Below are 24,848 nucleotides of genomic sequence, written 5' to 3' on the forward strand. Positions count from 1 at the left end.
TCCTGAATACATCTCTTACCGTGCCATTCTATTCACATGGTTAAATTGGGGAGCACTCAATTTTCATAACACAAGACGAAAAAAAACGGTCCCAACTGGGACCGTTTATAGTGAAACTAAAACTTATCTGAGAAAATTAAGCGGATTTCTTCGCTTTCTTTTCTGCTTTCGGTGCAGCTACTGCTTCAGTCTTAGCGGTGGTCTGGCCTTCGCTGTACTCACGACCGTAGTATGTATCCAGCAGGATCTGTTTCAGTTCAGCAATCAGCGGGTAACGTGGGTTTGCACCAGTACACTGGTCATCAAACGCATCTTCAGACAGTTTGTCCACGTGTGCCAGGAAGTCAGCTTCCTGAACGCCAGCTTCACGGATAGACTTAGGAATACCCAGCTCAGCTTTGATTTCTTCCAGCCAGCCCAGCAGTTTCTGGATTTTCGCGGCAGTACGGTCGCCCGGTGCGCTCAGACCCAGATGGTCTGCGATTTCAGCGTAGCGACGTCGTGCCTGCGGACGGTCGTACTGGCTGAATGCAGTCTGTTTAGTCGGGTTGTCGTTCGCGTTATAACGAATAACGTTGCTGATCAGCAGGGCGTTCGCCAGACCGTGAGGAATGTGGAACTGAGAACCCAGTTTGTGCGCCATTGAGTGACATACACCCAGGAAGGCGTTAGCAAACGCGATACCGGCGATGGTTGCTGCACTGTGTACACGCTCACGTGCTACCGGGTTCTTAGAACCTTCATGGTAGGACGCCGGCAGGTTTTCTTTCAGCAGTTTCAGCGCTTGCAGAGCCTGACCGTCGGAGAACTCAGAAGCCAGTACGGAAACGTAAGCTTCCAGAGCGTGAGTGACGGCATCGAGGCCACCGAACGCACACAGGGACTTCGGCATATCCATCACCAGGTTGGCGTCAACAATCGCCATATCCGGAGTCAGCGCATAGTCTGCCAGCGGGTATTTCTGCCCAGTTGCATCGTCAGTAACAACCGCAAACGGAGTCACTTCAGAGCCGGTACCGGAAGTGGTGGTGACGGCGACCATCTTCGCTTTCACACCCATTTTCGGGAACTTGTAGATACGTTTACGGATGTCCATAAAGCGCAGCGCCAGTTCTTCGAAGTGAGTTTCCGGGTGCTCGTACATAACCCACATGATTTTCGCGGCGTCCATCGGGGAACCGCCGCCCAGCGCGATGATTACGTCTGGTTTGAAGGAGTTAGCCAGCTCAGCACCTTTGCGAACAACGGTCAGAGTTGGGTCAGCTTCAACTTCAAAGAACACTTCGGTTTCCACGCCAGCAGCTTTCAGAACGGAGGTGATCTGGTCTGCATAACCGTTGTTGAACAGGAAGCGGTCGGTCACGATGAGCGCACGTTTGTGACCATCGGTAATCACTTCATCCAGTGCGATTGGCAGAGAGCCACGACGGAAGTAGATAGATTTCGGAAGTTTGTGCCACAACATGTTTTCAGCTCGCTTAGCAACGGTTTTTTTGTTGATCAGGTGCTTAGGACCAACGTTTTCAGAGATGGAGTTACCACCCCAGGAACCACAACCCAGAGTCAGGGAAGGTGCGAGTTTGAAGTTGTACAGGTCACCGATACCACCCTGAGAAGCTGGGGTGTTAATCAGTATACGTGCGGTTTTCATCATCTGGCCGAAGTAAGCAACACGTTCTGGCTGGTTGTCCTGGTCAGTGTACAGGCAAGAGGTATGACCGATACCGCCCATCGCAACCAGTTTTTCAGCTTTAATGACTGCGTCTTCGAAGTCCTTCGCACGGTACATTGCCAGCGTCGGAGACAGTTTTTCATGAGCAAACGGTTCGCTTTCATCGACAACCGTCACTTCACCGATCAGAATCTTAGTGGTTTCTGGTACGGAGAAGCCTGCCAGTTCAGCAATCTTGTATGCCGGCTGACCAACGATAGCTGCGTTCAGCGCGCCATTTTTCAGGATAACGTCCTGGACTGCTTTCAACTCTTTGCCCTGCAGCATGTAGCCGCCGTGAGTCGCAAAACGCTCACGTACTGCATCATATACAGAGTCAACCACGACGACAGACTGCTCAGAAGCACAGATTACGCCGTTATCGAAGGTTTTAGACATCAGAACAGATGCAACAGCACGTTTGATATCAGCGGTTTCGTCGATAACAACAGGGGTGTTACCTGCGCCTACGCCGATAGCCGGTTTACCGGAGCTGTATGCCGCTTTAACCATGCCTGGACCACCGGTCGCAAGGATCAGATTGATGTCCGGGTGGTGCATCAGCGCATTAGACAGTTCAACGGAAGGTTGATCGATCCAGCCGATCAGATCTTTCGGTGCGCCAGCAGCGATTGCTGCTTGCAGAACGATGTCTGCTGCTTTGTTAGTTGCATCTTTTGCACGCGGATGCGGAGAGAAGATGATGGCGTTACGGGTCTTCAGGCTGATCAGCGATTTGAAGATAGCGGTAGAAGTTGGGTTAGTGGTTGGAACGATACCGCAGATGATACCAATTGGTTCCGCAATGGTAATGGTACCGAAAGTGTCGTCTTCAGACAGCACACCACAGGTTTTTTCATCTTTGTAAGCGTTGTAAATGTATTCAGAAGCAAAGTGGTTTTTGATCACTTTATCTTCGACAATACCCATGCCGGATTCGGCAACGGCCATTTTCGCGAGAGGGATTCGAGCGTCTGCGGCAGCCAGAGCGGCGGCGCGGAAGATTTTGTCAACCTGTTCTTGAGTGAAACTGGCATATTCACGCTGGGCTTTTTTTACGCGCTCTACAAGTGCGTTAAGTTCAGCGACATTAGTAACAGCCATGATGCTCTCCTGATAATGTTAAACTTTTTTAGTAAATCATCTGCTCGATACGAGAGTATAGACAGACCGACGAAAATTTGTGTAACGGTTTGAAAATCAAACGGTTAATTAACGTCCACTTTACTTTGATTTACTAAAAGAGCTTATACGCTAGTGCCAGTTAACTCTAACGCGTTACCTCCAGGTGGCGTAAGCAAGATTACTCACTTCTGAGTAGTAATTGCGTGATCTGGATCAAAAATTCGCAAAGCTGACACCTTTCAGCAGGCCCTTTTAGCGTTTCTCGTTAAGTGTTAATAAATTGACGTAATGAATGCTAATAACGTTAGCATAATTAATACATATTAATAACACTGAGTATTGGTAGCGTATTTACGTAGATATACGAAGATAGAAGGTGAAGTATGCTGACAAAAGGCGTATCTTCAGCGCGGATTTTATCAATTTTTATGACTCATTTTATCCGGCTAACGCTTCGGAGCTAACCGTGATCCAAACGCTATTTGATTTTCCTGTCTATTTTAAATTTTTCATTGGGTTATTTGCGTTGGTCAACCCGGTAGGGATCATCCCTGTCTTTATCAGTATGACCAGTTATCAAACTGCTGCAGCGCGAAACAAAACCAACCTTACGGCAAACCTGTCGGTCGCTATCATTCTGTGGACTTCGCTGTTTCTTGGTGATGGTATTCTGCAACTTTTCGGTATCTCAATAGATTCGTTCAGGATTGCCGGCGGCATTCTGGTTGTGACTATCGCGATGTCAATGATTAGCGGAAAACTAGGGGAAGATAAACAAAACAAACAGGAAAAATCAGAAACCGCAATTCGTGAGAGTATCGGCGTTGTACCGTTGGCATTGCCGTTGATGGCGGGACCGGGGGCGATAAGCTCAACTATTGTTTGGGGTACGCGATATCACAGTGCGATTAACCTGTTTGGCTTTTTTGTCGCGATTGCGCTGTTTGCCCTGTGCTGCTGGGGGCTGTTTCGCATGGCGCCATGGCTGGTACGACTGTTGGGACAAACTGGCATCAACGTCATTACGCGTATTATGGGGCTACTGTTAATGGCCTTGGGTATCGAATTCATTGTTACAGGTATCAAATCCATTTTCCCTGGTTTGCTGGCCTGATATCTCTCTTCTGTACAAACGGAGTCGGTCCCGGCTCCGTTTCCTTTCATTATCAGTAAAACTTCTCACTAAAGTTGAAAATCAGCATAGTGATAATAAAAAATGCTGATGGTTATTCATTTGTTTATTCATTGATTTTATGGATGTAACGCTCATCCATCTGCCAGAGAGAGCCTGATATCGCTGTTATTTAATTAACATCATACTCTGGGGCTTGCTGAAGGATTATCGAAATGTTATTAGTTATTTCAGCGTTTTTTTCAGTTGAATGTGCTAATTAATAACCAATTGTTAAATTTATGTGCATTTTGACGTGATGTTGACACCTGACAGGGTAGTTAATACCTGGCTTGATGTAATTTATTGTTTTTTTATGGATTTGTTGCAAAAAACCTTCATTCGTAAGACTTTCTTTGTGAGATTTATTTCCAATAAAAGAGAATTGGTTAACAAATTTGTAAAATGTATTGGCGGTTAAGAAACGCATTTGATACTTTCCGGCCAGGTATTATGCAGAAGAATTCACGTTGATGAGAATCATTTGCAGTTAGTTTCTCTCAACAGGGTAATAGCGTGTTTCCGGCAGGGGAGGCACGAAGATAATCGACGTAAGGCGGTCGTACGAACCGCCAGAATAAATAAAGTCGGTGATAGCAAGTAGTAAAACAAAAAACGACCTGACGGCAGAAAATCTCCGGTGCCGTACAGTGATCCTGACAGGATTAACAGTCTGGTTAAAAAACCAGCCATAATAATGAGGGAGTACAACACAATGACTAACATCACTAAAAAAAGTTTAGTAGCTGCGGGGATCTTAACTGCGCTAGTCGCTGGAAATGTTGCCACGGCGGCAGTAGTGCCAGCGGGTGTGCAGCTTGCTGAAAAGCAGACTCTGGTGCGTAATAACGGTTCGGAAGTGCAGTCACTCGATCCCCACAAAATCGAAGGTGTACCTGAATCCAACATTAACCGTGACCTGTTTGAAGGTTTATTAATCAGTGATGTCGATGGCAAACCATCGCCTGGCGTGGCTGAGAAATGGGAAAATAAAGATTTTAAAGTCTGGACATTCCATCTGCGTAAAGATGCTAAGTGGTCTGACGGCACGCCTGTTACCGCGCAGGATTTCGTGTATAGCTGGCAACGTTTGGCTAATCCCAATACTGCATCACCGTACGCCAGTTATTTGCAGTACGGTCACATCGTCAATATTGATGATATTATCGCCGGTAAAAAACCGATCACCGATCTCGGCGTAAAAGCTCTCGACGATCATACTTTTGAAGTCACCCTCAGCGAACCTGTTCCTTATTTCTACAAACTGCTTGTGCACTCTTCCGTTTCACCAGTTCCTAGAGCTGCTGTTGAAAAATTCGGCGAGAAGTGGACCCAGCCCGCTAACATCGTTACTAACGGTGCGTATAAACTGAAAGACTGGGTTGTGAACGAGCGCATTGTGCTTGAGCGTAATACCAACTATTGGGACAACGCCAAAACGGTTATTAACCAGGTAACCTACCTGCCTATTTCTTCTGAAGTGACTGACGTTAACCGCTATCGCAGCGGGGAAATCGACATGACCTATAACAACATGCCGATTGAGTTATTCCAGAAACTGAAAAAAGAGATCCCGAACGAAGTCCACGTTGACCCGTATCTGTGCACCTATTATTACGAAATCAACAACCAGAAAGCACCGTTCAACGATGTTCGTGTTCGTACCGCCCTGAAGCTGGCGTTGGATCGTGACATTATCGTCAATAAAGTGAAAAACCAGGGTGATCTGCCAGCGTATAGCTTTACTCCTCCATACACCGATGGCGCGAAACTGGTTGAGCCAGAGTGGTTCAAGTGGTCTCAGGAAAAACGTAATGAAGAAGCGAAGAAACTGCTGGCTGAGGCTGGATATACCGCTGAGAAACCGCTGACCTTTGACCTGCTGTATAACACTTCAGACCTGCATAAGAAGCTGGCTATTGCCGCGGCATCTATCTGGAAGAAAAATCTGGGTGCTAATGTGAAGCTGGAAAACCAGGAATGGAAAACGTTCCTCGATACGCGCCATCAGGGCAACTATGATGTTTCACGTGCGGGCTGGTGTGCGGACTATAACGAACCGACGTCCTTCCTGAATATGGTGCTGTCCGACAGCTCCAATAATACCGTCCACTATAAGAGCCCGGTATTTGATAAGCTGATTGCGGATACGCTGAAAGTGACGGATGAAGCGCAGCGCAGCGAACTGTATTCGAAAGCGGAACAGCAGCTGGATAAAGATTCTGCGATTGTACCGGTTTATTACTATGTTAATGCCCGCCTGGTGAAACCATGGGTTGGCGGATACTCCGGTAAAGACCCGATGGATAATATCCACGTTAAAGACTTGTATATTATCAAGCATTAATGGCAAGACGTGGGGCAATCATTTTTGCCCCACAGTGTCTTTTTTCTTCGAACTATTAATACCGCTTTACCTGAACGTCGGGGTTAAAGAGGTATAAAGGCACACGCCAGAAGGTACGGGCAATGTTAAAATTCATATTACGTCGCTGTCTGGAAGCGATTCCGACGCTGTTTATTCTTATTACGATTTCATTCTTTATGATGCGCCTTGCGCCCGGAAGCCCATTCACCGGGGAACGCGCGTTACCGCCAGAGGTGCTGGCGAATATTGAAGCGAAATATCATCTTAACGATCCTATCTCGACGCAGTACTTCAGCTATCTGAAACAGCTGGCGCATGGCGATTTTGGACCATCCTTTAAATATAAAGACTACACGGTTAACGACCTCGTTGCTTCGAGTTTTCCGGTTTCTGCGAAGCTGGGTGCGGCAGCCTTTATTCTGGCGGTACTCGTCGGCGTTAGCGCCGGGGTGATAGCCGCGCTGAAGCAAAATACACGTTGGGATTACACGGTGATGGGGGTGGCAATGACTGGGGTAGTTATCCCCAGTTTCGTGGTCGCTCCCTTATTGGTCATGATATTTGCCATAACCTTGAAATGGCTGCCCGGCGGGGGCTGGAACGGTGGGGCGTTGAAATTTATGATCCTACCAATGGTGGCCTTGTCACTGGCCTACATCGCCAGTATCGCTCGTATTACTCGCGGTTCGATGATTGAAGTGCTGCACTCTAACTTTATTCGTACCGCGCGCGCCAAAGGGTTGCCGATGCGGCGGATTATTTTCCGCCATGCGTTAAAACCTGCGCTGTTGCCAGTGCTGTCCTATATGGGACCGGCATTTGTCGGCATTATCACCGGTTCGATGGTTATTGAAACCATCTATGGTTTGCCGGGCATTGGCCAATTGTTCGTCAACGGCGCGTTAAACCGCGACTATTCGCTGGTTCTGAGTCTGACCATACTGGTGGGTACTCTGACCATCGTGTTTAACGCGATTGTCGATGTGCTTTATGCCGTTATCGACCCGAAAATTCGTTACTGATACTGGAGCTCGCTATGATGTTAAGTAAGAAAAACAGCGAAGCGCTGGAGAATTTCAGTGAAAAGCTGGAGGTCGAAGGCCGCAGCCTGTGGCAGGACGCGCGTCGACGCTTTATGCATAACCGTGCTGCGGTAGCAAGCCTGGTGGTGCTGGTAATTATTGCGCTGTTCGTGACGCTCGCGCCGATGCTGTCGCAGTTTACCTACTTCGATACCGACTGGGGCATGATGTCCAGCGCGCCGGATACGGAATCAGGCCACTATTTCGGTACTGACTCGTCGGGACGCGACCTGTTGGTGCGCGTGGCGATTGGCGGGCGCATCTCGCTAATGGTCGGCATTGCGGCGGCGTTGGTCGCGGTGGTTGTCGGTACGCTGTACGGTTCTCTGTCGGGCTACCTCGGCGGAAAAATCGACTCGGTGATGATGCGTCTGCTGGAAATTCTCAACTCCTTCCCGTTCATGTTCTTCGTGATCCTGCTGGTCACCTTCTTTGGGCAAAATATCCTGCTGATTTTTGTCGCTATCGGGATGGTCTCCTGGCTGGATATGGCGCGTATCGTGCGTGGACAAACGCTGAGCCTCAAGCGCAAAGAGTTTATTGAAGCGGCGCAAGTGGGCGGGGTGTCTACCGTGCGTATCGTTATCCGCCATATTGTGCCGAACGTGCTGGGTGTGGTGGTGGTATACGCTTCATTGCTGGTGCCGAGCATGATCCTGTTTGAATCCTTCCTGAGCTTTTTGGGATTAGGTACGCAGGAGCCGTTAAGTAGCTGGGGCGCTCTGCTCAGTGATGGTGCCAACTCAATGGAAGTCTCACCATGGCTGCTGCTGTTTCCGGCAGGTTTCCTGGTGGTCACTTTGTTCTGTTTTAACTTTATTGGCGATGGCTTGCGTGATGCCCTCGACCCGAAAGACCGTTAAGGAGTGCAGCCATGAGCGTAATTGAAACCTCAACCGCGCCGCTCGCGCAACAACAGGCTAACGCACTGCTGAACGTAAAAGATTTGCGTGTGACGTTCGCTACCCCCGACGGCGATGTAACTGCGGTCAACGATTTAAACTTTTCTCTGCGAGCTGGAGAAACGCTGGGTATTGTCGGAGAATCCGGTTCAGGTAAATCGCAAACGGCCTTTGCCCTGATGGGCCTGCTGGCGGCTAATGGTCGTATCGGGGGCTCCGCAACGTTCAACGGACGTGAAATTCTGAACTTACCGGAACGTGAACTGAACAAACTGCGTGCTGAGCAAATCTCGATGATTTTCCAGGACCCGATGACGTCTCTCAATCCGTACATGCGGGTCGGGGAGCAGTTGATGGAAGTTCTGATGCTGCATAAAGGCATGAGCAAAGCGGAAGCTTTTGAAGAGTCGGTCAGAATGCTGGATGCGGTGAAAATGCCGGAAGCGCGTAAGCGCATGAAAATGTATCCGCATGAATTCTCCGGTGGTATGCGTCAGCGCGTTATGATCGCTATGGCGTTGCTGTGCAGGCCCAAATTACTGATAGCCGATGAACCAACCACTGCGCTCGATGTGACGGTACAGGCGCAAATCATGACGCTGCTGAATGAACTGAAAAGCGAATTCAACACCGCGATTATCATGATTACCCACGATCTGGGGGTTGTTGCCGGTATTTGCGATAAAGTTCTGGTGATGTACGCCGGTCGTACGATGGAATACGGCAGTGCGCGGGATGTCTTTTATAAGCCCGTTCATCCGTATTCGATTGGTTTGCTGAATGCCGTACCTCGTCTGGATGCAGAAGGGGAAGAGATGCTCACGATCCCGGGCAACCCACCGAACCTGCTGCGTCTGCCAAAAGGCTGTCCATTCCAGCCGCGTTGCCCGCATGCGATGGAAATCTGTAGCAGTGCTCCGCCACTGGAGGAATTTAGTCCAGGCCGTTTGCGCGCCTGCTTTAAGCCGGTGGAGGAACTGGTATGAATGCGGTAACCGAACAACGTAAAGTGCTCCTTGAGATTGCTGACCTTAAAGTCCATTTCGATATTAAAGATGGCAAACAGTGGTTCTGGCAACCATCTAAAACCTTGAAGGCAGTTGATGGCGTAACCCTGAGACTGTATGAGGGCGAAACCCTGGGCGTGGTCGGTGAATCAGGCTGCGGGAAATCGACCTTTGCCCGTGCGATTATCGGCCTGGTGAAGGCCACCGATGGAAAGGTTGCCTGGCTGGGTAAAGATTTACTGGGCATGAAACCCGATGAGTGGCGGGAAGTACGCAGCGATATCCAGATGATTTTCCAGGATCCGCTGGCATCGTTAAACCCGCGCATGACCATTGGTGAAATCATTGCCGAACCGCTGCGAACTTATCATCCGAATCTTCCTGGTCAGGAAGTCCGCGATCGTGTGAAAGCGATGATGATGAAGGTAGGATTACTGCCCAACCTGATTAACCGCTACCCACATGAGTTTTCAGGTGGCCAGTGTCAGCGTATTGGTATTGCCCGCGCGCTGATCCTCGAACCGAAGTTGATTATCTGCGATGAACCCGTTTCGGCGCTGGACGTGTCAATCCAGGCCCAGGTGGTTAACCTGCTGCAACAACTTCAGCGAGAAATGGGATTATCGTTAATCTTCATTGCCCACGACCTCGCGGTGGTTAAACATATCTCCGACCGTGTGCTGGTTATGTATCTCGGACATGCGGTGGAATTAGGGACCTATGACGAGGTGTACCATAACCCGCTGCATCCTTATACCAAAGCGCTGATGTCTGCGGTGCCTATCCCCGATCCGGATCAGGAAAGGAACAAGGTTATCCAGTTGCTGGAAGGCGAGTTACCGTCCCCGATTAACCCTCCTTCCGGTTGCGTGTTCCGTACGCGCTGCCCGATTGCAGGGCCGGAATGCGCAAAAACGCGCCCGGTTCTCGAAGGAAGTTTCCGACACGCAGTTTCCTGCCTGAAAGTAGACCCGCTATAATTCCGAGGGCTGACAAAAGTCAGCCCTTTTTTTGGTGAGGTATCTGTGCCAGGTTTAGTCTCTTCTGTCCGCCGCGCGCTCTTTCGCAAATTATTCGATTTAAACACCCGTTCAGGGCGTCGCTTTGAAGGTATGTGCGCGCTATTCGCCTTGCTCAGCGTTATTGTTATCTTCATTGAGTCCGGAGTAGGGACGCAATACCATTTAACCTTTGAGGAGTGGCGCGTTTTTGTCTGGCTGGAGATCTTTATTACTCTGGTCTTTACTCTCGAATATCTTCTGCGCTTATGCTGTTGGGCCAATCCCGCCAAATATGTGTTTAGTTTCTGGGGGATAGTTGACCTTGCCACCATTCTGCCGCTGTATGTGATGTGGCTATGGCCGGAAATCAGTCTGAGTTATGTTTTCGCCTGGCGGGCGATGCGTGTCCTGCGCGTCCTGCGTATTCTCAAGCTGTTGCGCTTTATGCCTTCTCTACGGGTGTTCTGGAATGCGTTAAAAAGTGCCCGACATCAGCTGATGTTGTTCTATTCCTTTATCGCCATTCTGATGGTGGTTTTTGGTGCGATGATGTATCTGATTGAAGGGCCAAAATATGGATTTACTACGCTGAATGCGTCGGTGTATTGGGCGATTGTTACTGTAACCACCGTCGGCTATGGCGATATCACACCGCACACCCCGTTGGGGCGCATGGTAGCGTCCGTGCTTATCCTGATTGGTTACTCGGTGATTGCCATACCGACGGGATTGATTACCACGCACATGAGCAGTGCGTTCCAGCATCGCGGGCACCAACGAAAATGTCCCCAGTGTCAGCAGGCGCAGCACGAACATAGCGCGCAGTTTTGTAACCGTTGCGGAAGCAAACTACCGGGCTAAAAATAAAAAAAGCTGCGAGAGCAGCTTTTTTGTTTGATTATTCGCGCCAGAGAATATGGCAGAGCTTATGATCTTTTTCGCGACATAATAAAACGCGCGCAAAAATATCGTTAATCTCACCGTCTTCTGTATCTGCCAGACCAATCACCACTTCGGCGAAGAAATCAGGGTTCAGGTCAAAATCAACATGCTCCTGCCAGTCTTCTGCCGGATCGAATAACTCGGCACCGCCGCGTTCTTCAAACTGCAAATTGAACAGAATGATATCTGCCGGATCGAGGTTATCCGCAGCCAGTTCGAGAAAAATGTCGTAAGCCTGCTCAAGCGTTTCGTCTTCGGTCAGGCGATTGTTCAAATCCATATCCATAATGACTACCTGTTTACTGTCTGATGGGCACGTTTTACAGCAACGGACTAAAGAAGTAAAACAGTCGCTCTGCTATCCGCTGCCAGAGTGGTCGTTTTACCCACAAACGGGCATCAAGCAGGCGGGAACGCGAAATATAATCATCCTGCACGGCGGCGAGATCGCCGCCGAATCCGGCATCGTCAATGACCAGCGTGATTTCAAAATTGAGCCACAGACTGCGCATATCCAGGTTAACGGTACCGACCAGGCTCAGCTCGCCATCGACCAGTACGCTCTTGGTGTGCAGCAGGCCGCCTTCGAACTGATAAATTTTAACGCCAGCTGCCAGCAACTCAGTGAAAAAGGCCCGGCTTGCCCAGCCAACCAGCAGGGAATCATTCTTACGTGGAAGAATGATACTGACGTCGACTCCACGCTGCGCTGCCGTACAAATTGCATGCAGCAAATCGTCGCTGGGAACAAAGTAAGGCGTGGTCATAATTAAATATTCGCGCGCTGAATAAGCTGCGGTTAACAGCGCCTGATGAATCAAGTCTTCTGGGAAACCAGGACCCGAGGCAATTGTGTGAATGGTGTGCCCGCTGGCCTGCTCAAACGGCATGATATTAACGTCCGGCGGCGGGGGCAAAATGCGCTTTCCGGTCTCAATTTCCCAGTCGCAAGAATAGACGATGCCCATAGCGGTGGCTACCGGACCTTCCATTCTTGCCATTAAATCAACCCATTGCCCAACGCCTGCATCTTGTTTGAAGAAGCGCGGATCGACCATGTTCATGCTGCCGGTATACGCAATGTAGTTGTCGATCATGATCATTTTGCGGTGCTGACGCAGGTCCATACGGCGTAAAAATACACGCATCAGGTTCACCTTCAGCGCTTCTACAACCTCGATACCTGCGTTACGCATCATGGCCGCCCAAGGGCTGCGGAAGAACGCCACGCTGCCGGCGGAGTCCAGCATCAGTCGACAGTGAATGCCTCGCCTCGCGGCAGCCATTAACGACTCGGCTACCTGATCGGCCATACCACCCGGCTGCCAGATGTAGAACACCATCTCTATGTTGTGGCGCGCCAGCTGAATATCGCGGATCAGCGCCTGCATCACGTCATCTGAACTGGTGAGCAGCTGCAGCTGATTACCCTTAACGCCGGCGATTCCTTGACGACGCTCGCACAGTTTAAATAAGGAGGAGGCGACGCTGCTGTTTTCCTGCGCAAAAATATGCTTACAGGCTTTAAGATCGTTCAGCCACTTGGCCGTTGACGGCCACATTGCCCGGGCACGTTCGGCGCGGCGTTTACCCAGGTGGAGCTCACCGAAGGACAGATAAGCAATGATCCCTACCAATGGCAGAATATAGATGATCAAAAGCCAGGCCATTGCGGAGGGCACTGCGCGTCGTTTCATTAGAATGCGTAATGTTACGCCAGCAATGAGTACCCAGTAACCCAGAATGACCAGCCAACTCACCACGGTGTAGAAGGTTGTCATAAATTTAAAAATCCTTTTGAAAGCGTATTGTTAAGAGTTTACGCATCAGGATTAATCTGGCAAATAAAAACACGGGAAAACCGCTGGTCTGCATTCGGTGTGGCGTTATAATGGTCACTCAGTGACTGAAAGAGTAGTAAACATGAAGCGTAGTAGAACGGAAGTGGGACGCTGGCGGATGCTGCGTCAGGCTAGCCGCCGTAAAGCACGTTGGCTTGAAGGACAATCGCGTCGTAATATGCGTATCCACACTATCAGAAAGTGCATTCTCAACCATCAACGCAACTCGTTGCTGTTTGCGATCCACAGCATCTGATCCCAAAAGGGCACCGCTGGCGGTGCCCAATGTCTGTTTTCTCGTTCTGATCCTTAAATACTTGCCTGACTATCATGATCGCTTTTGGTCCAGGTAAGAGATAACCATTTCATTATTTATATTATTGTCATCTTTCAGGTACCGTATCTACTTGAACAGCTTACCCCATTATTGAAGATGAAGACTGTTGAAAAAACGGCGGCGTAAATTTCTCGCCGATTATACTTTTCTTTTTATTATCAAAACGATAACTCTATTTTGGAGTGTGTGGTACATAATAATGTGGTCAGGTATTACCCGTTATTCTATTCTGTTAGTTTATTGTCTTTTGAGGAAAGTCATTATGTGTACAAATCTTTTTGACAACGCTCGTCGCTACACTGACGAGAAAAAATAACAACCAAAGCCGCTATCCGCGGCTTTTTACTTGGGGGAATATTGGTATCCGAATGGATGTGATCCCATATTTTGGTCAAGCGTCAACGCTGCAGGGCGTTAGTCGCCTCGGTATGTTCTGCTTGTTTAAATGCGCGTTGAAACATGGGGAGCAAAAGAGTACTGCCAAATGCGCTCAGATAGTTACTGTCTGAGTAAAGTGGACGTCCAGCTGCATCTCCCCAACACCGCCCATCCTTGCAAAGATAGGGTAAATTACCACGTTCAAGGCCGTTTACGATGATGGCGGTCATCAGGAAACCTGATATAACAAAAAAAACATCAACACCGATAAAACCACCGCTAAATCCGGGTACGCCAAAGTGATAAAATACGACCGCTAATACAGCCCATGCTCGCAGGCCATTGATATCATGGCGGAATGATTTAGGCGTGGGAGAGGCGGGACGGAACGAATCAAAAGCCATAATTGACTAAAATCCCGTATATCGTGACAACACAGCCTGTCTGCATTTTGACAAATTAATCTCGATAGGTAATAAAATACACTGGGGTTGAGTAAGAAACAATCAATGAAACGCTAATATACGGTCGTTGCTACCTTTTAAAAGGGTACTTATCATTGCTTTGATATGCTGAATTAATGCAAAGAGACGAGAAGTGAGGGCGTTTAGACTAATGTGCACCTAAATGCGCCCTCACTGGCTATGTATTTTGCTTACTGCTCAGTATTTTTATAAATGAAAATGGCTTTTTGTTTTGTCAAAATACTTTCTTGTAAGGTTTTACTGAAACCTGAGCATAAACGCCCGCTGCAACATACGGATCGGCTTCCGCCCACGCCTGTGCCGCCTCCAAAGATTCAAATTCGGCAATCACCGTCGAGCCGGTAAAACCCGCCGCACCGGGATCGTTACTATCGACCGCTGGCATGGGGCCCGCCGTGAGCAAACGACCTTCGTCATGAAGGAGTTGCAGGCGAGCCAGATGAGCAGGGCGCACGGAAAGACGTTTTTCGAGAGAGTCTGCGATATCTTGGGCGTAAATAACATACAGCACGGGTAGAACTCCTTGAACGGTAAAAGTCGTTAATAACGTTATTGGAAAGGCCTAACAACTGCAACGGAAAGATAACTGATATGTTAAGGCCATACTCTGAAAGTGGTTTATTATCATAAAATCGCGTTTTAAATGTCAGTTACCGCCACGGGCTTATTGAATATGATTGCTATTTGCATTTAAAATCAGGGCCTGGTTTTTTTACTGAAACGATTATGACTTCAATGACCCTTGATTTACCTCGTCGCTTTCCCTGGCCAACATTACTGTCTGTAGGCATTCATGGTGCCGTAGTGGCTGGTTTGCTGTATACCTCGGTACATCAGGTTATTGAACTGCCTGCGCCAGCGCAGCCGATCTCTGTCACGATGGTCGCGCCTGCCGATCTCGAACCACCTCAGGCCGTTCAGCCGCCGCCGGAACCCGTTGTCGAGCCTGAACCGGAACCAGAGCCGATTCCAGAGCCACCAAAAGAGGCGCCGGTGGTGATTGAAAAACCGAAGCCTAAGCCTAAACCGAAGCCAAAACCGGTGAAAAAGGTGGAAGAGCAGCCGAAACGCGATGTTAAACCAGCAGAACCGCGCCCGGCCTCCCCGCTGGAAAATACGGCACCTACGCGCACAATGGCCAATACAGCACCGGCAACTACCAGCAAACCGGTGGTCAGTGCGCCATCGGGTCCACGTGCTTTAAGCCGTAATCAGCCTCAGTATCCGGCGCGAGCTCAGGCGCTGCGCATTGAAGGGCGGGTAAAGGTCAAATTTAATGTAACGCCGGATGGTCGGGTTGAAAATGTGGAAATCCTGTCTGCGCAGCCTGCCAATATGTTTGAGCGTGAAGTGAAAAACGCGATGCGTAGATGGCGTTATGAAGCAGGTAAACCCGGTTCCGGACTTGTGGTGAATATTGTTTTCAAATTAAACGGTACAACGCAGATCGAGTAAGCATCAGGCCGTCCGGCAATGATCAAGAGTGATGATTGCCGGATAGCATTACTGGCGTGTGCTATCAGGCCAACGTGGGGATTGGACGCGGTTTCCCGTCTTTATCAACGGCAACGTAGATAAACAGAGCTTCGGTGGCCTTATAACGCTGGCCAATAGGTTCAGAAGCGACTTTCTTCACCCAAACTTCAATATTGATGCTGATTGAGGTTGTCCCGCGTTTCACACAGCGAGCATAGCAACACACTACATCACCTACGGCGACCGGGCGCAAAAAGCTCATTCCTTCAACCCGCACCGTTACCACACGACCATGTGCGATCTCTTTGGCCTGAATCGCGCCACCTATATCCATTTGTGACATCAGCCAGCCGCCAAAAATATCACCGTTCGCGTTGGTATCGGCAGGCATGGCCAGAGTGCGTAAAACCAGTTCACCCTGGGGAGTGTTATTCGTTGTTGTCATTGTAGAACCGACTATAGAGAAAGATTACAGGCGCGATGCTACTAGAATTTGTGCGTCGAGAACAGAGGGGATGCGGCATGCAGAGCAGATGTAAGTCAGGTTGTCAGCTCTATGGAACGCGAGGGGATAAAAATTCGCCAGATCCGCAGATCTGGCGAGCATGTATTACGATTTATCTTCTTGCGGCAGATGACGGTAAATATAGACTCCACTCAGCAGCGTAAAGAATAAAGTCAGGGCGGTCAGGCCGAACACTTTGAAGTTGACCCAAATGTTCTGCGGTAGCCAAAATGCAATATAGATATTCGCCAGACCACACAGGATGAAAAAGACTGCCCAGGCTAAATTTAGTTTCGACCACACTGGCTGCGGCAGGGTCAGTTCTTTACCTAACATGCGCTGGATCAGCGGCTTTTTCATCACCCACTGGCTTACCAGCAATGCACCAGCAAACAGCCCGTAAATCACCGTTACTTTCCACTTAATGAATTCATCGTTGTGGAAAAAAATAGTCAGGCCACCAAATACGGCCACCAGGACAAAGGTGATTAACGCCATCTTCTCGACCTTGCGATAGCGAACCCAGCTGTAAATCAACACTACAGCCGTCGCGACAATCAGCGCCGAGGTCGCCGCATAGATGTCGTAAAGCTTATAAAAAGCAAAAAAGACAACCAGCGGTAAAAAATCAAGAAACTGCTTCATTCTTCGATTCCGTCATCAAAAGCACCGGGTACAAGCCCGGAATGCGTTCAGGGTTTATTGGCGAATCAGCATGTACAGGCGGAACAAATAGATCAGCAACACCGCGGAGATCATATTGCTCAGCGTATTCGCCAATACCGCGCCTACATTCGGCGTAAGTACTGCAAAACTTGGCGCAAAAAGCAACAGCAGCGTTTTTGCCAGCAACCAACCGATTACTGCCGGCGCAACCAGTCGCATATTCGACCACGCCAGACGCATACTGTTGCGCATCGCGGCAAAGACACCCATTTTGTCCTGTACCAACATCACAGGTGCGAGTGCCAGCAGGATGGCCAGCAGAATACCGGGAACAACAACCAGCATAATACCGATTTGCACCAGCAGAGTAGTCAAAAAAATCAGAATAAACAGCTTTGGCAACACTGGCGCACTGGCGCCGATGGCACGTAATGCGCTGACCCGATGACCTGCTGAAATCAGCTGAATCATCAGGATGACACCACCGGCGAGGATGGCATTACCAATCAGACCGGAAAACGTAGACGCCGCGGAAGCGCGTAGCAAAATTTGCTGTTGCTCCGGGGTCATGTTTTGCACCAGATCGAACAACCCCACGCTGCTGGTTAACTGATCGCCTTCACTGAGTTGCGCAATTTGTGCGTCAGTGGGGGAAAAGGCATGCCCTAACACCACTGTGATAAACGCGCACAACAACGATACCAGCAAGATGGTAATGAATTGATTACGGAAAAAGTTTCCCGTGTCACGGTAAACGGATTTCGCCGTGATAGACATGCACTCTCCTTGAGTTTTGCAGGTGTTCATTTGCGGGCAATTGTACCCTGGATAACTCTACAGTGGCAGCATCGCGCGATGTATGGAAAAGCATATCTTTGTAAAGCTGCGGTAATTTTTGGCTATGACTTCAGCGTCGTGCATGAACGCTGTTTGTTATCTGCGCATCGCGTGCGGATAACCATCACCCATCAGCAATGAGCTGGAGGTACTTGCACATTGAAAATATATCAAAATTGATCTGAATTAATTTAACCAGGATTTTGAATGCAAGTTCTAACTTAATCTGGATCAATAAATGTTAAATTATCAAAGTCAATGTGATCCATGTTAGATCATTTATTACTCCAAAGTAGGTATATTCATTCCGCTTTTATAACCATAACGATGGAGCGGACATGAAAAAATTAACAGTTGCAGCATTGGCTTTAACAACTCTTCTCTCTGGTAACGCATTTGCGCATGAAGCTGGAGAGTTCTTTATTCGTGCAGGTTCAGCCACCGTCAGGCCGACGGAAGGTGCAGGTGGTACGCTGGGCAGCTTGGGTGGCTTTGATGTCAGCAATAACACGCAGTTGGGTCTGACATTTACCTACATGGCAACCGACAATATCGGTGTTGAATTACTGGCGGCTACACCGTTCCGCCATAAAATTGGTACTGCAGCAACGGGTGATATTGCCACCGTACATCATTTGCCGCCGACGTTAATGGCACAGTGGTACTTCGGTGACTCCAGCAGTAAACTGCGTCCGTACGTAGGTGTTGGTGTGAACTACACGACCTTCTTCGATGAAGGCTTTAACGATAACGGTAAAGAAACAGGATTATCGGACCTGAGTCTGAAAGATTCCTGGGGTGCAGCAGGGCAAGTCGGTATGGACTATCTGATTAACCGCGACTGGCTGATTAACATGTCGGTCTGGTACATGGATATCGATACTACTGCGAAGTACAAATCTAATGGTGCTGTTCTGCCGCAAGCCCGTTATAGCGACAGTGTACGCCTCGATCCGTGGGTGTTTATGTTCTCTGCGGGTTATCGTTTTTAAGTTCTTCTGCAAAACTCCTCTGCAAAACTGGTCATCAAATGACCAGTTTTTTCCATTCTTTTCCACGCGTATCGTTATTTTGACCAGCCGTAGTCAACTGAGTCACGTGTGCTTCTGAATACATCAGTCAGAGATGCTGGTTGTACCGCTCCACCCATTTAGCATTTCCCTTTGTTGGAGTGGTGGAGTAAATATAGGCTAAGTATCTTGTCCCGGTACTAAACGAACACACTATCAAATAAGGCGCTGTGCAAGATGACTTGTAGCGCTCTCTTTAAGCAGTACCGCGGTAACTTTAATAGCCAGTGTGTTTATCTGGAATATCGCTTTTGTTTCTATTCTCTTATGCATTATTGCTGCGGCTCATTTATTACGTACAAAAAAGAACCTGCAGATAATAAGGGGATAACTTATCCAAAATGTTACCTATTGATAAAATTAAAGTAACATATCGTAAAATTTGGCTATTTTATTTTTCATGGACTAAGGTTTATACATCATGATATAATGTGATGGCAGATTATTTACCATTCAATAATGTAAATGAATTTTCGAGGAGATCATTCCAGTGGGACGTAAGTGGGCAAATATTGTTGCTAAAAAAACAGCTAAAGACGGTGCAACGTCTAATGTATATGCAAAATTCGGTGTAGAAATTTATGCTGCTGCTAAACAAGGCGAACCAGACCCAGAATTAAATACATCTTTAAAATTCGTTATTGAACGTGCGAAACAAGCGCAGGTTCCAAAACACGTTATTGATAAAGCCATTGATAAAGCCAAAGGCGGCAGCGATGAAACGTTCGTGCAAGGGCGTTATGAAGGCTTTGGTCCCAGTGGCTCACTGATTATCGCTGAAACATTGACTTCAAACGTTAACCGTACGATTGCTAATGTCCGCTCAATTTTTAATAAAAAAGGCGGGAATATCGGAGCGGCGGGTTCTGTCAGCTATATGTTTGACAATACCGGAGTAATTGTATTTGAAGGGACAGACCCTGACCATATTTTTGAAATTCTGCTTAATGCTGAAGTAGATGTTCGTGATGTAACCGAGGAAGAAGGAAACATCGTTATTTATACTGAATCTACAGATCTTCACAAAGGCATTGCAGCTCTAAAAGCAGCAGGAATTACTGAGTTTTCAACCACAGAATTAGAAATGATTGCTCAATCAGAAATTGAACTTTCACCAGAAGATTTAGAAGTCTTTGCAGGGCTTGTTGATGCTCTTGAAGATGACGATGATGTTCAAAAAGTATATCATAACGTTGCAAATCTCTAATGATAGATTAAAGAAATCTGTCATTATGGCAGATTTCTTTAACTCATAAAGTTGTAATGAGTGCACTATTTATTACAAACTCGGATATTTTCCATCATCATCAACTAAAAATATCTGAGATAGGTACCAGGTATCATTCTCTTTGGACAATTGATATTCATAAATAGGTGAATAATACTGCCTCGATAATCTGGTCGTCACGGTCGCTACTTTTTCAGAAATCTGAACCGATATGATGTTCTCTTGCTCAGGATCATGACTAGACTCAGAACCAAAAGCTATAGGCTCGCCCTGAAAACCAGGTTTTGTATATTTATTCAAAAGCTCATTCCAACCCTTCTGGGCCAGGAGCATAACTTCTTGCTTTCCGTAGTTCTGATTTCTCTGAAATGACTGGTCATTCCAATATTTATAATCCCTCTGGAAAGCGGTGATTACCTGTTCCGGAGTATTTGCCAGTATGTCCCCAGCGCTTAAAAATCCAACGCTTAACATAACTAATTTAATCAACAGATGTCTCAACAAGTTCACCCATATTTGGCATGCTTTCCTTCAGTGTCTCGCAAGGGACTTTTTGAAGTCAACTTCATTAATGGTTGCACAACCAAAACGACTGAACTGTATAGATTCCGGGCATACCTGCCCGTGGTTAGCAGCCAGGAAAAATTCCCCTCGTTCTTCATTTAAAAAATTCTGGGGAAAACATCCTGCCTTTCTCCCCTTTGATGTAGTGCTACTCTTTAAGCAAACCAACTTTGAGGGTATTGCTGATGATGTTGACCCGCCATCTGCTACAGCAAAAAATCACACTTCTGGAACCGTTCTACGAGGATCAAACGGCAGCGTTTGCCGTGAGTGTTGCACGTGAATTATTGCTTTACATGGATAAAATTGAGGCGCTGGAGAAACTTATTGCGACTCCGGTTACACTACCTTATTGCAGCGCAAGTCCGGTTTGTGAGATTGAGGTGGGCTATGCCGCAGGCGTAAACGACTGCCGCGAGGCCATCCGGCGGGCAGGGTATCCTATCGAAGGTGATGATTAGTTTGCGTTTATGTTAACAAATATGCGCTTTTATTGTATAAATCTGTAACCTAAGCGCGCGATTGCGGGCTACATCAACGTACCTGCTTCGGAGTGGCAAACATCCTCTATCAACGTACAACGCTGTTATGCAACAACATAAACGGGTAACCGATTTGGCAATACTGTTAACTATCAGGGTGGACTCGTGAAGATTGTGCAGGATAAGCTCAGAAACAGGCAGGCTCTGCTGGTATCCGGGCTCATTACGTTGATTTTTACCTCGTTGTTTCTGTTTATCATTTATGAACAGCGTATGGCTGCCGCCAGTGAAGGCGTTAGCCGCCTGCAAGCTCACATGTTGGACATTTTTAACGATAATGAACTGATTGCCGATGCGATTGGCGAGCGTTATTACCACATCAAAACCGGCGAACAGTGTGGTGTTATGGCGCAGTTTGTTCCGCGAAACAAAGATGAATGGGGAATTAACGCCGACCCAAAGCGGGTTCATTCTGCAACGGGGACGATTATTGCTCAGCAACCCAGCCATAATGCGCTGTGTATGTATACTGCGGCGGAGTTCATTCGCGGAATGGTTAATGAGCTAAATCCAGGCAGCTTCGATGCGCACCGTTACATTATCGCCAGCAATTCAGATTATTTTTATTGGTTTATGGCTTCTGACTCGCGCAATTTCAGTTTTTCTGACTCCGAAATGGCGATGGATATAACGCATTTTTTCTATCCGCCCACCGATTTCTATACCCGGTTGTTGCAAAAAAACGTCAAAAATAAAGCTCTCAGTTCAACAAACTTCTATACCGATAAAATTACCGGTGAAAAAGCCTACAGCGTAGTGAGCTATATCTACGATCTGTCGGGTAAGGAGATATCAGACCAAATCGTTGCCTATCTGGTCTATGATCATTCGAAGCCTGAGCTGCAGGAAGCGTTAGCCGAGGCGTTTGATAATCAAATCCTTCCCGGATTGAACGTGGAGTTAGTGAATCTGACCAACAAAGAGAGCCTCTGCTTATCCGGCAAATGTGCGGGGCAATCCAGCTATTTGGTGCGCAATTTTTCGGAGAAATATGCGCTGCACTATTCGCTTTCATTAGGCCGTTTTATGGCGCGCGATACACATGCCGGGATTGTTATCTTGCTGGCGCCGTTCTTTTTCATCATCATTAGCTTCTCGTTAAAGTCATGGCTAAACGAAAGCGACCTCAAGGTTTATATCGATACTCTAACCGGCTGTTTTAACCGCCGAATACTCGACATTATCAAGCGTCGGGATTTATCACACTGTTCGGTGGTGCTACTGGACTGCAATAAATTTAAGGCCGTCAATGATACCTGGGGCCACGCGGCAGGCGATCGCGCGTTGCAAATTATCGCCAACAGGATGCTGTCAAACACCCGCACCAGCCACGATATTGTGATTCGTACCGGCGGGGATGAATTTATGATCCTGCTGTTTCGATCGCAGGCAACTGACGCCATAGCAATCGCGCAACGTATTAGCGGGCAGGTGACCAGTCATGTGTTTGTGGTGGATGGGCATACCGTGCCATTGTCAGTATCGTGGGGAATTGCAGAGGTGAACGGTGAACTGGATGTGGCCATTCAGAATGCGGATAGCGCTATGTATAGAATGAAGCACACGGAAGAAGGGTGAAACCGCCAGACGTCTCTGGCGGTTGATTTAACTTACTGGTGGGTGGCGGCTTTCATCGTGCTGACAAACGCTTTCAGCTCAGCCAGCATCTGTTCCGGTGCCGCAACATTTTTCTCAATGATTTTCACAATTGCCGAGCCGGAAATTGCACCGGCAGCACCGGCTTCAATAGCTCCGGCTACCTGTTCAGGCGCAGAGATACCGAAGCCCTGTAAAGAAGGCGGAGCATCATATTGTTTCAGCTTTTCAACCAAATGATGCAGCGGTAATGCCGCACGATTTTCGGCACCGGTCACGCCTGCACGTGAAAGCAGATAAGTGTAGCCGCGACCGTAAGAGGCAATCTGGCGTAGCAGTTCTTCATCAGCGTTCGGCGGGCAGATGAAAATCGGTGCGATGTTGTGACGCAGTGCAGCAGTTCTGAATGGCGCAGACTCCTCAACAGGGACATCGGCTACCAACACAGAATCCACACCCACTTTTTCGCACTGGGCGTAAAACTCGTCAATGCCCTTGCTGAAGACCAGGTTGGCATACATCAGCAACCCAATGGGAATCGTCGGATGCTTCTGGCGAATCAGCGCCAGCATTTCAAAGCATTGCGATGGTGTGACGCCGGCGGCAAACGCACGCAGAGTGGCTTCCTGAATGGTTGGGCCATCGGCCAGCGGATCGGAGAACGGAATGCCGAGTTCAAGCGCGTCGGCACCAGCTTCAATCAGCGTATCAATGATTTTCAGTGACTGCTCAACAGACGGATCGCCCAGGGTTACGAAGGGGACAAAAGCACCTTCTTTGCGGTCCTTCAGCTGTGCAAACAGGTTTTCGTAACGTTCCATCAGATTTCCCCTCGCGCTTTCAGAATATCGTGTACGGTGAAAATGTCTTTGTCGCCGCGACCGGAGAGATTAACCACCAGTAACTGCTCTTTTTCCGGATTTTCACGCATCATTTTCAACGCGTGCGCCAGGGCATGGGAGGACTCCAGTGCCGGAATAATCCCCTCGTGCAGACACAGCGTTTTGAAGGCTTCCAGTGCTTCATCATCGGTTATTGAAACATAATCGGCGCGACCAATGCTGTTCAGGTACGCATGCTGTGGCCCGACCGACGGGAAATCGAGTCCGGCGGAAATAGAGTAAGACTCTTCAATCTGTCCTTCTTCGGTCTGCATCATCGGGGACTTCATGCCGAAGTAAATCCCGACACGACCATGTTTCAACGGCGCGCCGTGTTCTCCAGACTCAATCCCGTGACCGCCTGGCTCTACGCCAATCAAACCGACGCTGGTTTCATTAATAAAATCGGCGAACATACCGATGGCGTTAGAACCGCCGCCCACGCAGGCGATAACGGCGTCCGGCAGACGACCTTCTTTTTCCAGAATCTGCGCCTTGGTTTCTTCACCGATCATCCGCTGGAACTCACGCACAATAGTCGGGAAGGGGTGCGGACCTGCCGCTGTACCGAGCATATAGTGCGCGGTATCGTAGCTGCCAGACCAGTCGCGCAGCGCTTCGTTACAGGCATCTTTCAGCGTTGCGGAACCGCTGTGAACGGGGATAACTTCTGCACCCATCAAACGCATACGGAAAACGTTCGGCGACTGACGTTCAACATCTTTCGCGCCCATGTAAATACGGCATTTCAACCCCAGCAGTGCGCTGGCGAGAGCAGATGCAACACCGTGCTGCCCCGCGCCTGTTTCGGCGATAATTTCCGTTTTACCCATGCGCTTCGCCAGCAACGCCTGGCCCAGCACCTGGTTGGTTTTGTGCGCGCCGCCGTGCAGTAAATCTTCACGCTTGAGATACAGCGTCGTGTTGGTGCCTTGAGTGATGTTCTGGCACTTGGTCAGTGCGGTTGGGCGACCCGCATAGTTTTTCAGCAGGTCTGTAAACTGCGCCTGAAATTCAGGATCTTTTTGCGCGCTGACAAAAGCTTCTTCCAGCTGGCGCAGGGCAGGCATCAGAATCTGTGGCACATACATACCGCCAAATTCACCAAAATACGGATTGAGTAATGTTGTCAT

23 protein-coding genes and 2 pseudogenes are annotated in these 24,848 nt (G+C 48.4%); 13 read left to right on the top strand and 12 right to left on the bottom strand.

Going from position 1 to position 24,848, the window contains the following annotated elements; all coding sequences use genetic code 11:
- Positions 1-136: 136 nt before the first annotated feature.
- The gene (gene adhE, locus SK33_RS11120; protein WP_003020717.1) at positions 137-2,815 is read right to left on the bottom strand and encodes a bifunctional acetaldehyde-CoA/alcohol dehydrogenase; all 2,679 of its coding nucleotides are present in this window, start codon (positions 2,813-2,815) and stop codon (positions 137-139) included.
- A 487-nt stretch (positions 2,816-3,302) separates the two neighbouring features.
- Between adhE and ychE the strand changes: the two genes are divergently transcribed.
- From ychE to SK33_RS11155, 7 genes are all read left to right on the top strand, one after another.
- Complete coding sequence (ychE, locus tag SK33_RS11125; RefSeq protein WP_003020714.1) at positions 3,303-3,950, top strand: NAAT family transporter YchE; 648 nt, start codon at positions 3,303-3,305, stop codon at positions 3,948-3,950.
- 772 nt (positions 3,951-4,722) lie between these two features.
- Positions 4,723-6,354 carry an oligopeptide ABC transporter substrate-binding protein OppA gene (oppA, locus tag SK33_RS11130; RefSeq protein ID WP_048217865.1) on the top strand — a complete coding sequence of 544 codons (1,632 nt, stop codon included), beginning with the start codon at positions 4,723-4,725 and terminating at the stop codon, positions 6,352-6,354.
- Positions 6,355-6,476: 122 nt separating this feature from the next.
- Positions 6,477-7,397 carry an oligopeptide ABC transporter permease OppB gene (gene oppB / locus SK33_RS11135; RefSeq protein ID WP_003020708.1) on the top strand — a complete coding sequence of 307 codons (921 nt, stop codon included), beginning with the start codon at positions 6,477-6,479 and terminating at the stop codon, positions 7,395-7,397.
- Between the two features lie 14 nt (positions 7,398-7,411).
- A complete protein-coding gene (oppC, locus tag SK33_RS11140) occupies positions 7,412-8,320 on the top strand; it encodes an oligopeptide ABC transporter permease OppC (RefSeq protein WP_003020701.1) in 909 nt (302 codons plus the stop codon).
- A gap of 11 nt (positions 8,321-8,331) precedes the next feature.
- A complete protein-coding gene (oppD, locus tag SK33_RS11145) occupies positions 8,332-9,345 on the top strand; it encodes a murein tripeptide/oligopeptide ABC transporter ATP-binding protein OppD (protein ID WP_003833364.1) in 1,014 nt (337 codons plus the stop codon).
- Positions 9,342-10,346, top strand: a complete 1,005-nt coding sequence (gene oppF, locus SK33_RS11150) for a murein tripeptide/oligopeptide ABC transporter ATP-binding protein OppF (RefSeq protein ID WP_003020696.1) — start codon at positions 9,342-9,344, stop codon at positions 10,344-10,346. Before oppD ends, oppF begins: the two co-directional genes overlap by 4 nt.
- 45 nt (positions 10,347-10,391) lie before the next feature.
- Positions 10,392-11,228: an ion transporter gene (locus tag SK33_RS11155; protein ID WP_003020693.1), complete on the top strand. Its 837-nt coding sequence runs from the start codon at positions 10,392-10,394 to the stop codon at positions 11,226-11,228.
- 37 nt (positions 11,229-11,265) lie between these two features.
- Here SK33_RS11155 and SK33_RS11160 read toward each other — a convergent pair whose 3' ends face one another.
- Complete coding sequence (locus SK33_RS11160) at positions 11,266-11,595, bottom strand: HI1450 family dsDNA-mimic protein (protein ID WP_003020691.1); 330 nt, start codon at positions 11,593-11,595, stop codon at positions 11,266-11,268.
- 34 nt (positions 11,596-11,629) lie between these two features.
- A complete protein-coding gene (cls, locus tag SK33_RS11165) occupies positions 11,630-13,090 on the bottom strand; it encodes a cardiolipin synthase (protein WP_003020687.1) in 1,461 nt (486 codons plus the stop codon).
- A 142-nt stretch (positions 13,091-13,232) separates the two neighbouring features.
- Here cls and SK33_RS11170 point away from each other — a divergent pair, with 142 nt between their 5' ends.
- Complete coding sequence (locus SK33_RS11170) at positions 13,233-13,406, top strand: YciY family protein (protein WP_003020684.1); 174 nt, start codon at positions 13,233-13,235, stop codon at positions 13,404-13,406.
- Between the two features lie 653 nt (positions 13,407-14,059).
- Here the strand turns inward: SK33_RS11170 and SK33_RS11175 are convergent.
- Both SK33_RS11175 and SK33_RS11180 read right to left on the bottom strand, forming a co-directional pair.
- Positions 14,060-14,269, bottom strand: a pseudogene (locus SK33_RS11175) (acyltransferase family protein); the annotation flags it as partial.
- Between the two features lie 295 nt (positions 14,270-14,564).
- Complete coding sequence (locus SK33_RS11180) at positions 14,565-14,861, bottom strand: YciI family protein (protein WP_003020675.1); 297 nt, start codon at positions 14,859-14,861, stop codon at positions 14,565-14,567.
- 215 nt (positions 14,862-15,076) lie between these two features.
- On the opposite strand from SK33_RS11180, the gene tonB reads away from it, so the two are divergent.
- The gene (gene tonB, locus SK33_RS11185; protein ID WP_172730099.1) at positions 15,077-15,805 is read left to right on the top strand and encodes a TonB system transport protein TonB; all 729 of its coding nucleotides are present in this window, start codon (positions 15,077-15,079) and stop codon (positions 15,803-15,805) included.
- 64 nt (positions 15,806-15,869) lie between these two features.
- Here tonB and yciA read toward each other — a convergent pair whose 3' ends face one another.
- The 4 genes and pseudogenes from yciA to SK33_RS26430 form a co-directional block, all read right to left on the bottom strand.
- The gene (yciA, locus tag SK33_RS11190) at positions 15,870-16,271 is read right to left on the bottom strand and encodes an acyl-CoA thioester hydrolase YciA (protein ID WP_003020670.1); all 402 of its coding nucleotides are present in this window, start codon (positions 16,269-16,271) and stop codon (positions 15,870-15,872) included.
- Between the two features lie 165 nt (positions 16,272-16,436).
- Entirely contained in the window at positions 16,437-16,976 is a 540-nt protein-coding gene (locus SK33_RS11195; protein ID WP_003020667.1) for a septation protein A, read from the bottom strand.
- Between the two features lie 54 nt (positions 16,977-17,030).
- Positions 17,031-17,774, bottom strand: coding sequence for a YciC family protein (locus SK33_RS11200; RefSeq protein ID WP_003020663.1), 744 nt, complete (start codon positions 17,772-17,774; stop codon positions 17,031-17,033).
- A 28-nt stretch (positions 17,775-17,802) separates the two neighbouring features.
- Positions 17,803-17,889, bottom strand: a pseudogene (locus SK33_RS26430) (YkgJ family cysteine cluster protein); the annotation flags it as partial.
- A 283-nt stretch (positions 17,890-18,172) separates the two neighbouring features.
- On the opposite strand from SK33_RS26430, the gene ompW reads away from it, so the two are divergent.
- On the top strand, positions 18,173-18,826 hold the full coding sequence (gene ompW / locus SK33_RS11205) for an outer membrane protein OmpW (RefSeq protein WP_003843996.1): 654 nt from the start codon (positions 18,173-18,175) through the stop codon (positions 18,824-18,826).
- A gap of 568 nt (positions 18,827-19,394) precedes the next feature.
- Entirely contained in the window at positions 19,395-20,111 is a 717-nt protein-coding gene (locus SK33_RS11210) for a YebC/PmpR family DNA-binding transcriptional regulator (protein WP_003020658.1), read from the top strand.
- A 72-nt stretch (positions 20,112-20,183) separates the two neighbouring features.
- Here SK33_RS11210 and SK33_RS11215 read toward each other — a convergent pair whose 3' ends face one another.
- Positions 20,184-20,621, bottom strand: coding sequence for a hypothetical protein (locus SK33_RS11215; RefSeq protein ID WP_226794989.1), 438 nt, complete (start codon positions 20,619-20,621; stop codon positions 20,184-20,186).
- A 260-nt stretch (positions 20,622-20,881) separates the two neighbouring features.
- On the opposite strand from SK33_RS11215, the gene SK33_RS11220 reads away from it, so the two are divergent.
- Together SK33_RS11220 and SK33_RS11225 are read left to right on the top strand one after the other, a co-directional pair.
- Positions 20,882-21,157, top strand: coding sequence for a hypothetical protein (locus SK33_RS11220; RefSeq protein WP_048217860.1), 276 nt, complete (start codon positions 20,882-20,884; stop codon positions 21,155-21,157).
- Positions 21,158-21,343: 186 nt separating this feature from the next.
- The gene (locus SK33_RS11225) at positions 21,344-22,816 is read left to right on the top strand and encodes a GGDEF domain-containing protein (RefSeq protein WP_032935568.1); all 1,473 of its coding nucleotides are present in this window, start codon (positions 21,344-21,346) and stop codon (positions 22,814-22,816) included.
- 32 nt (positions 22,817-22,848) lie between these two features.
- Here the strand turns inward: SK33_RS11225 and trpA are convergent, their stop codons facing one another.
- Both trpA and trpB read right to left on the bottom strand, forming a co-directional pair.
- Positions 22,849-23,655: a tryptophan synthase subunit alpha gene (gene trpA / locus SK33_RS11230; RefSeq protein WP_003020647.1), complete on the bottom strand. Its 807-nt coding sequence runs from the start codon at positions 23,653-23,655 to the stop codon at positions 22,849-22,851.
- Positions 23,655-24,848 carry a tryptophan synthase subunit beta gene (trpB, locus tag SK33_RS11235; RefSeq protein ID WP_003020645.1) on the bottom strand — a complete coding sequence of 398 codons (1,194 nt, stop codon included), beginning with the start codon at positions 24,846-24,848 and terminating at the stop codon, positions 23,655-23,657. The genes trpA and trpB overlap by 1 nt, the downstream gene beginning before the upstream one ends.

This window comes from Citrobacter sp. MGH103, from assembly GCF_001034475.2.
GTDB classification, from domain to species: domain Bacteria; phylum Pseudomonadota; class Gammaproteobacteria; order Enterobacterales; family Enterobacteriaceae; genus Citrobacter; species Citrobacter freundii.

What these genes read in the sequence shown, in the direction of transcription:
- adhE (WP_003020717.1), bottom strand. Translation starts at nt 2,815, where the DNA reads ATGGCTGTTACTAATGTCGCTGAACTTAACGCACTTGTAGAGCGCGTA.
- oppA (WP_048217865.1), top strand. Translation starts at nt 4,723, where the DNA reads ATGACTAACATCACTAAAAAAAGTTTAGTAGCTGCGGGGATCTTAACT.
- oppB (WP_003020708.1), top strand. Translation starts at nt 6,477, where the DNA reads ATGTTAAAATTCATATTACGTCGCTGTCTGGAAGCGATTCCGACGCTG.
- oppC (WP_003020701.1), top strand. Translation starts at nt 7,412, where the DNA reads ATGATGTTAAGTAAGAAAAACAGCGAAGCGCTGGAGAATTTCAGTGAA.
- oppD (WP_003833364.1), top strand. Translation starts at nt 8,332, where the DNA reads ATGAGCGTAATTGAAACCTCAACCGCGCCGCTCGCGCAACAACAGGCT.
- oppF (WP_003020696.1), top strand. Translation starts at nt 9,342, where the DNA reads ATGAATGCGGTAACCGAACAACGTAAAGTGCTCCTTGAGATTGCTGAC.
- SK33_RS11160 (WP_003020691.1), bottom strand. Translation starts at nt 11,595, where the DNA reads ATGGATATGGATTTGAACAATCGCCTGACCGAAGACGAAACGCTTGAG.
- cls (WP_003020687.1), bottom strand. Translation starts at nt 13,090, where the DNA reads ATGACAACCTTCTACACCGTGGTGAGTTGGCTGGTCATTCTGGGTTAC.
- SK33_RS11170 (WP_003020684.1), top strand. Translation starts at nt 13,233, where the DNA reads ATGAAGCGTAGTAGAACGGAAGTGGGACGCTGGCGGATGCTGCGTCAG.
- tonB (WP_172730099.1), top strand. Translation starts at nt 15,077, where the DNA reads ATGACTTCAATGACCCTTGATTTACCTCGTCGCTTTCCCTGGCCAACA.
- yciA (WP_003020670.1), bottom strand. Translation starts at nt 16,271, where the DNA reads ATGACAACAACGAATAACACTCCCCAGGGTGAACTGGTTTTACGCACT.
- SK33_RS11195 (WP_003020667.1), bottom strand. Translation starts at nt 16,976, where the DNA reads ATGAAGCAGTTTCTTGATTTTTTACCGCTGGTTGTCTTTTTTGCTTTT.
- SK33_RS11200 (WP_003020663.1), bottom strand. Translation starts at nt 17,774, where the DNA reads ATGTCTATCACGGCGAAATCCGTTTACCGTGACACGGGAAACTTTTTC.
- ompW (WP_003843996.1), top strand. Translation starts at nt 18,173, where the DNA reads ATGAAAAAATTAACAGTTGCAGCATTGGCTTTAACAACTCTTCTCTCT.
- SK33_RS11220 (WP_048217860.1), top strand. Translation starts at nt 20,882, where the DNA reads ATGATGTTGACCCGCCATCTGCTACAGCAAAAAATCACACTTCTGGAA.
- trpA (WP_003020647.1), bottom strand. Translation starts at nt 23,655, where the DNA reads ATGGAACGTTACGAAAACCTGTTTGCACAGCTGAAGGACCGCAAAGAA.
- trpB (WP_003020645.1), bottom strand. Translation starts at nt 24,848, where the DNA reads ATGACAACATTACTCAATCCGTATTTTGGTGAATTTGGCGGTATGTAT.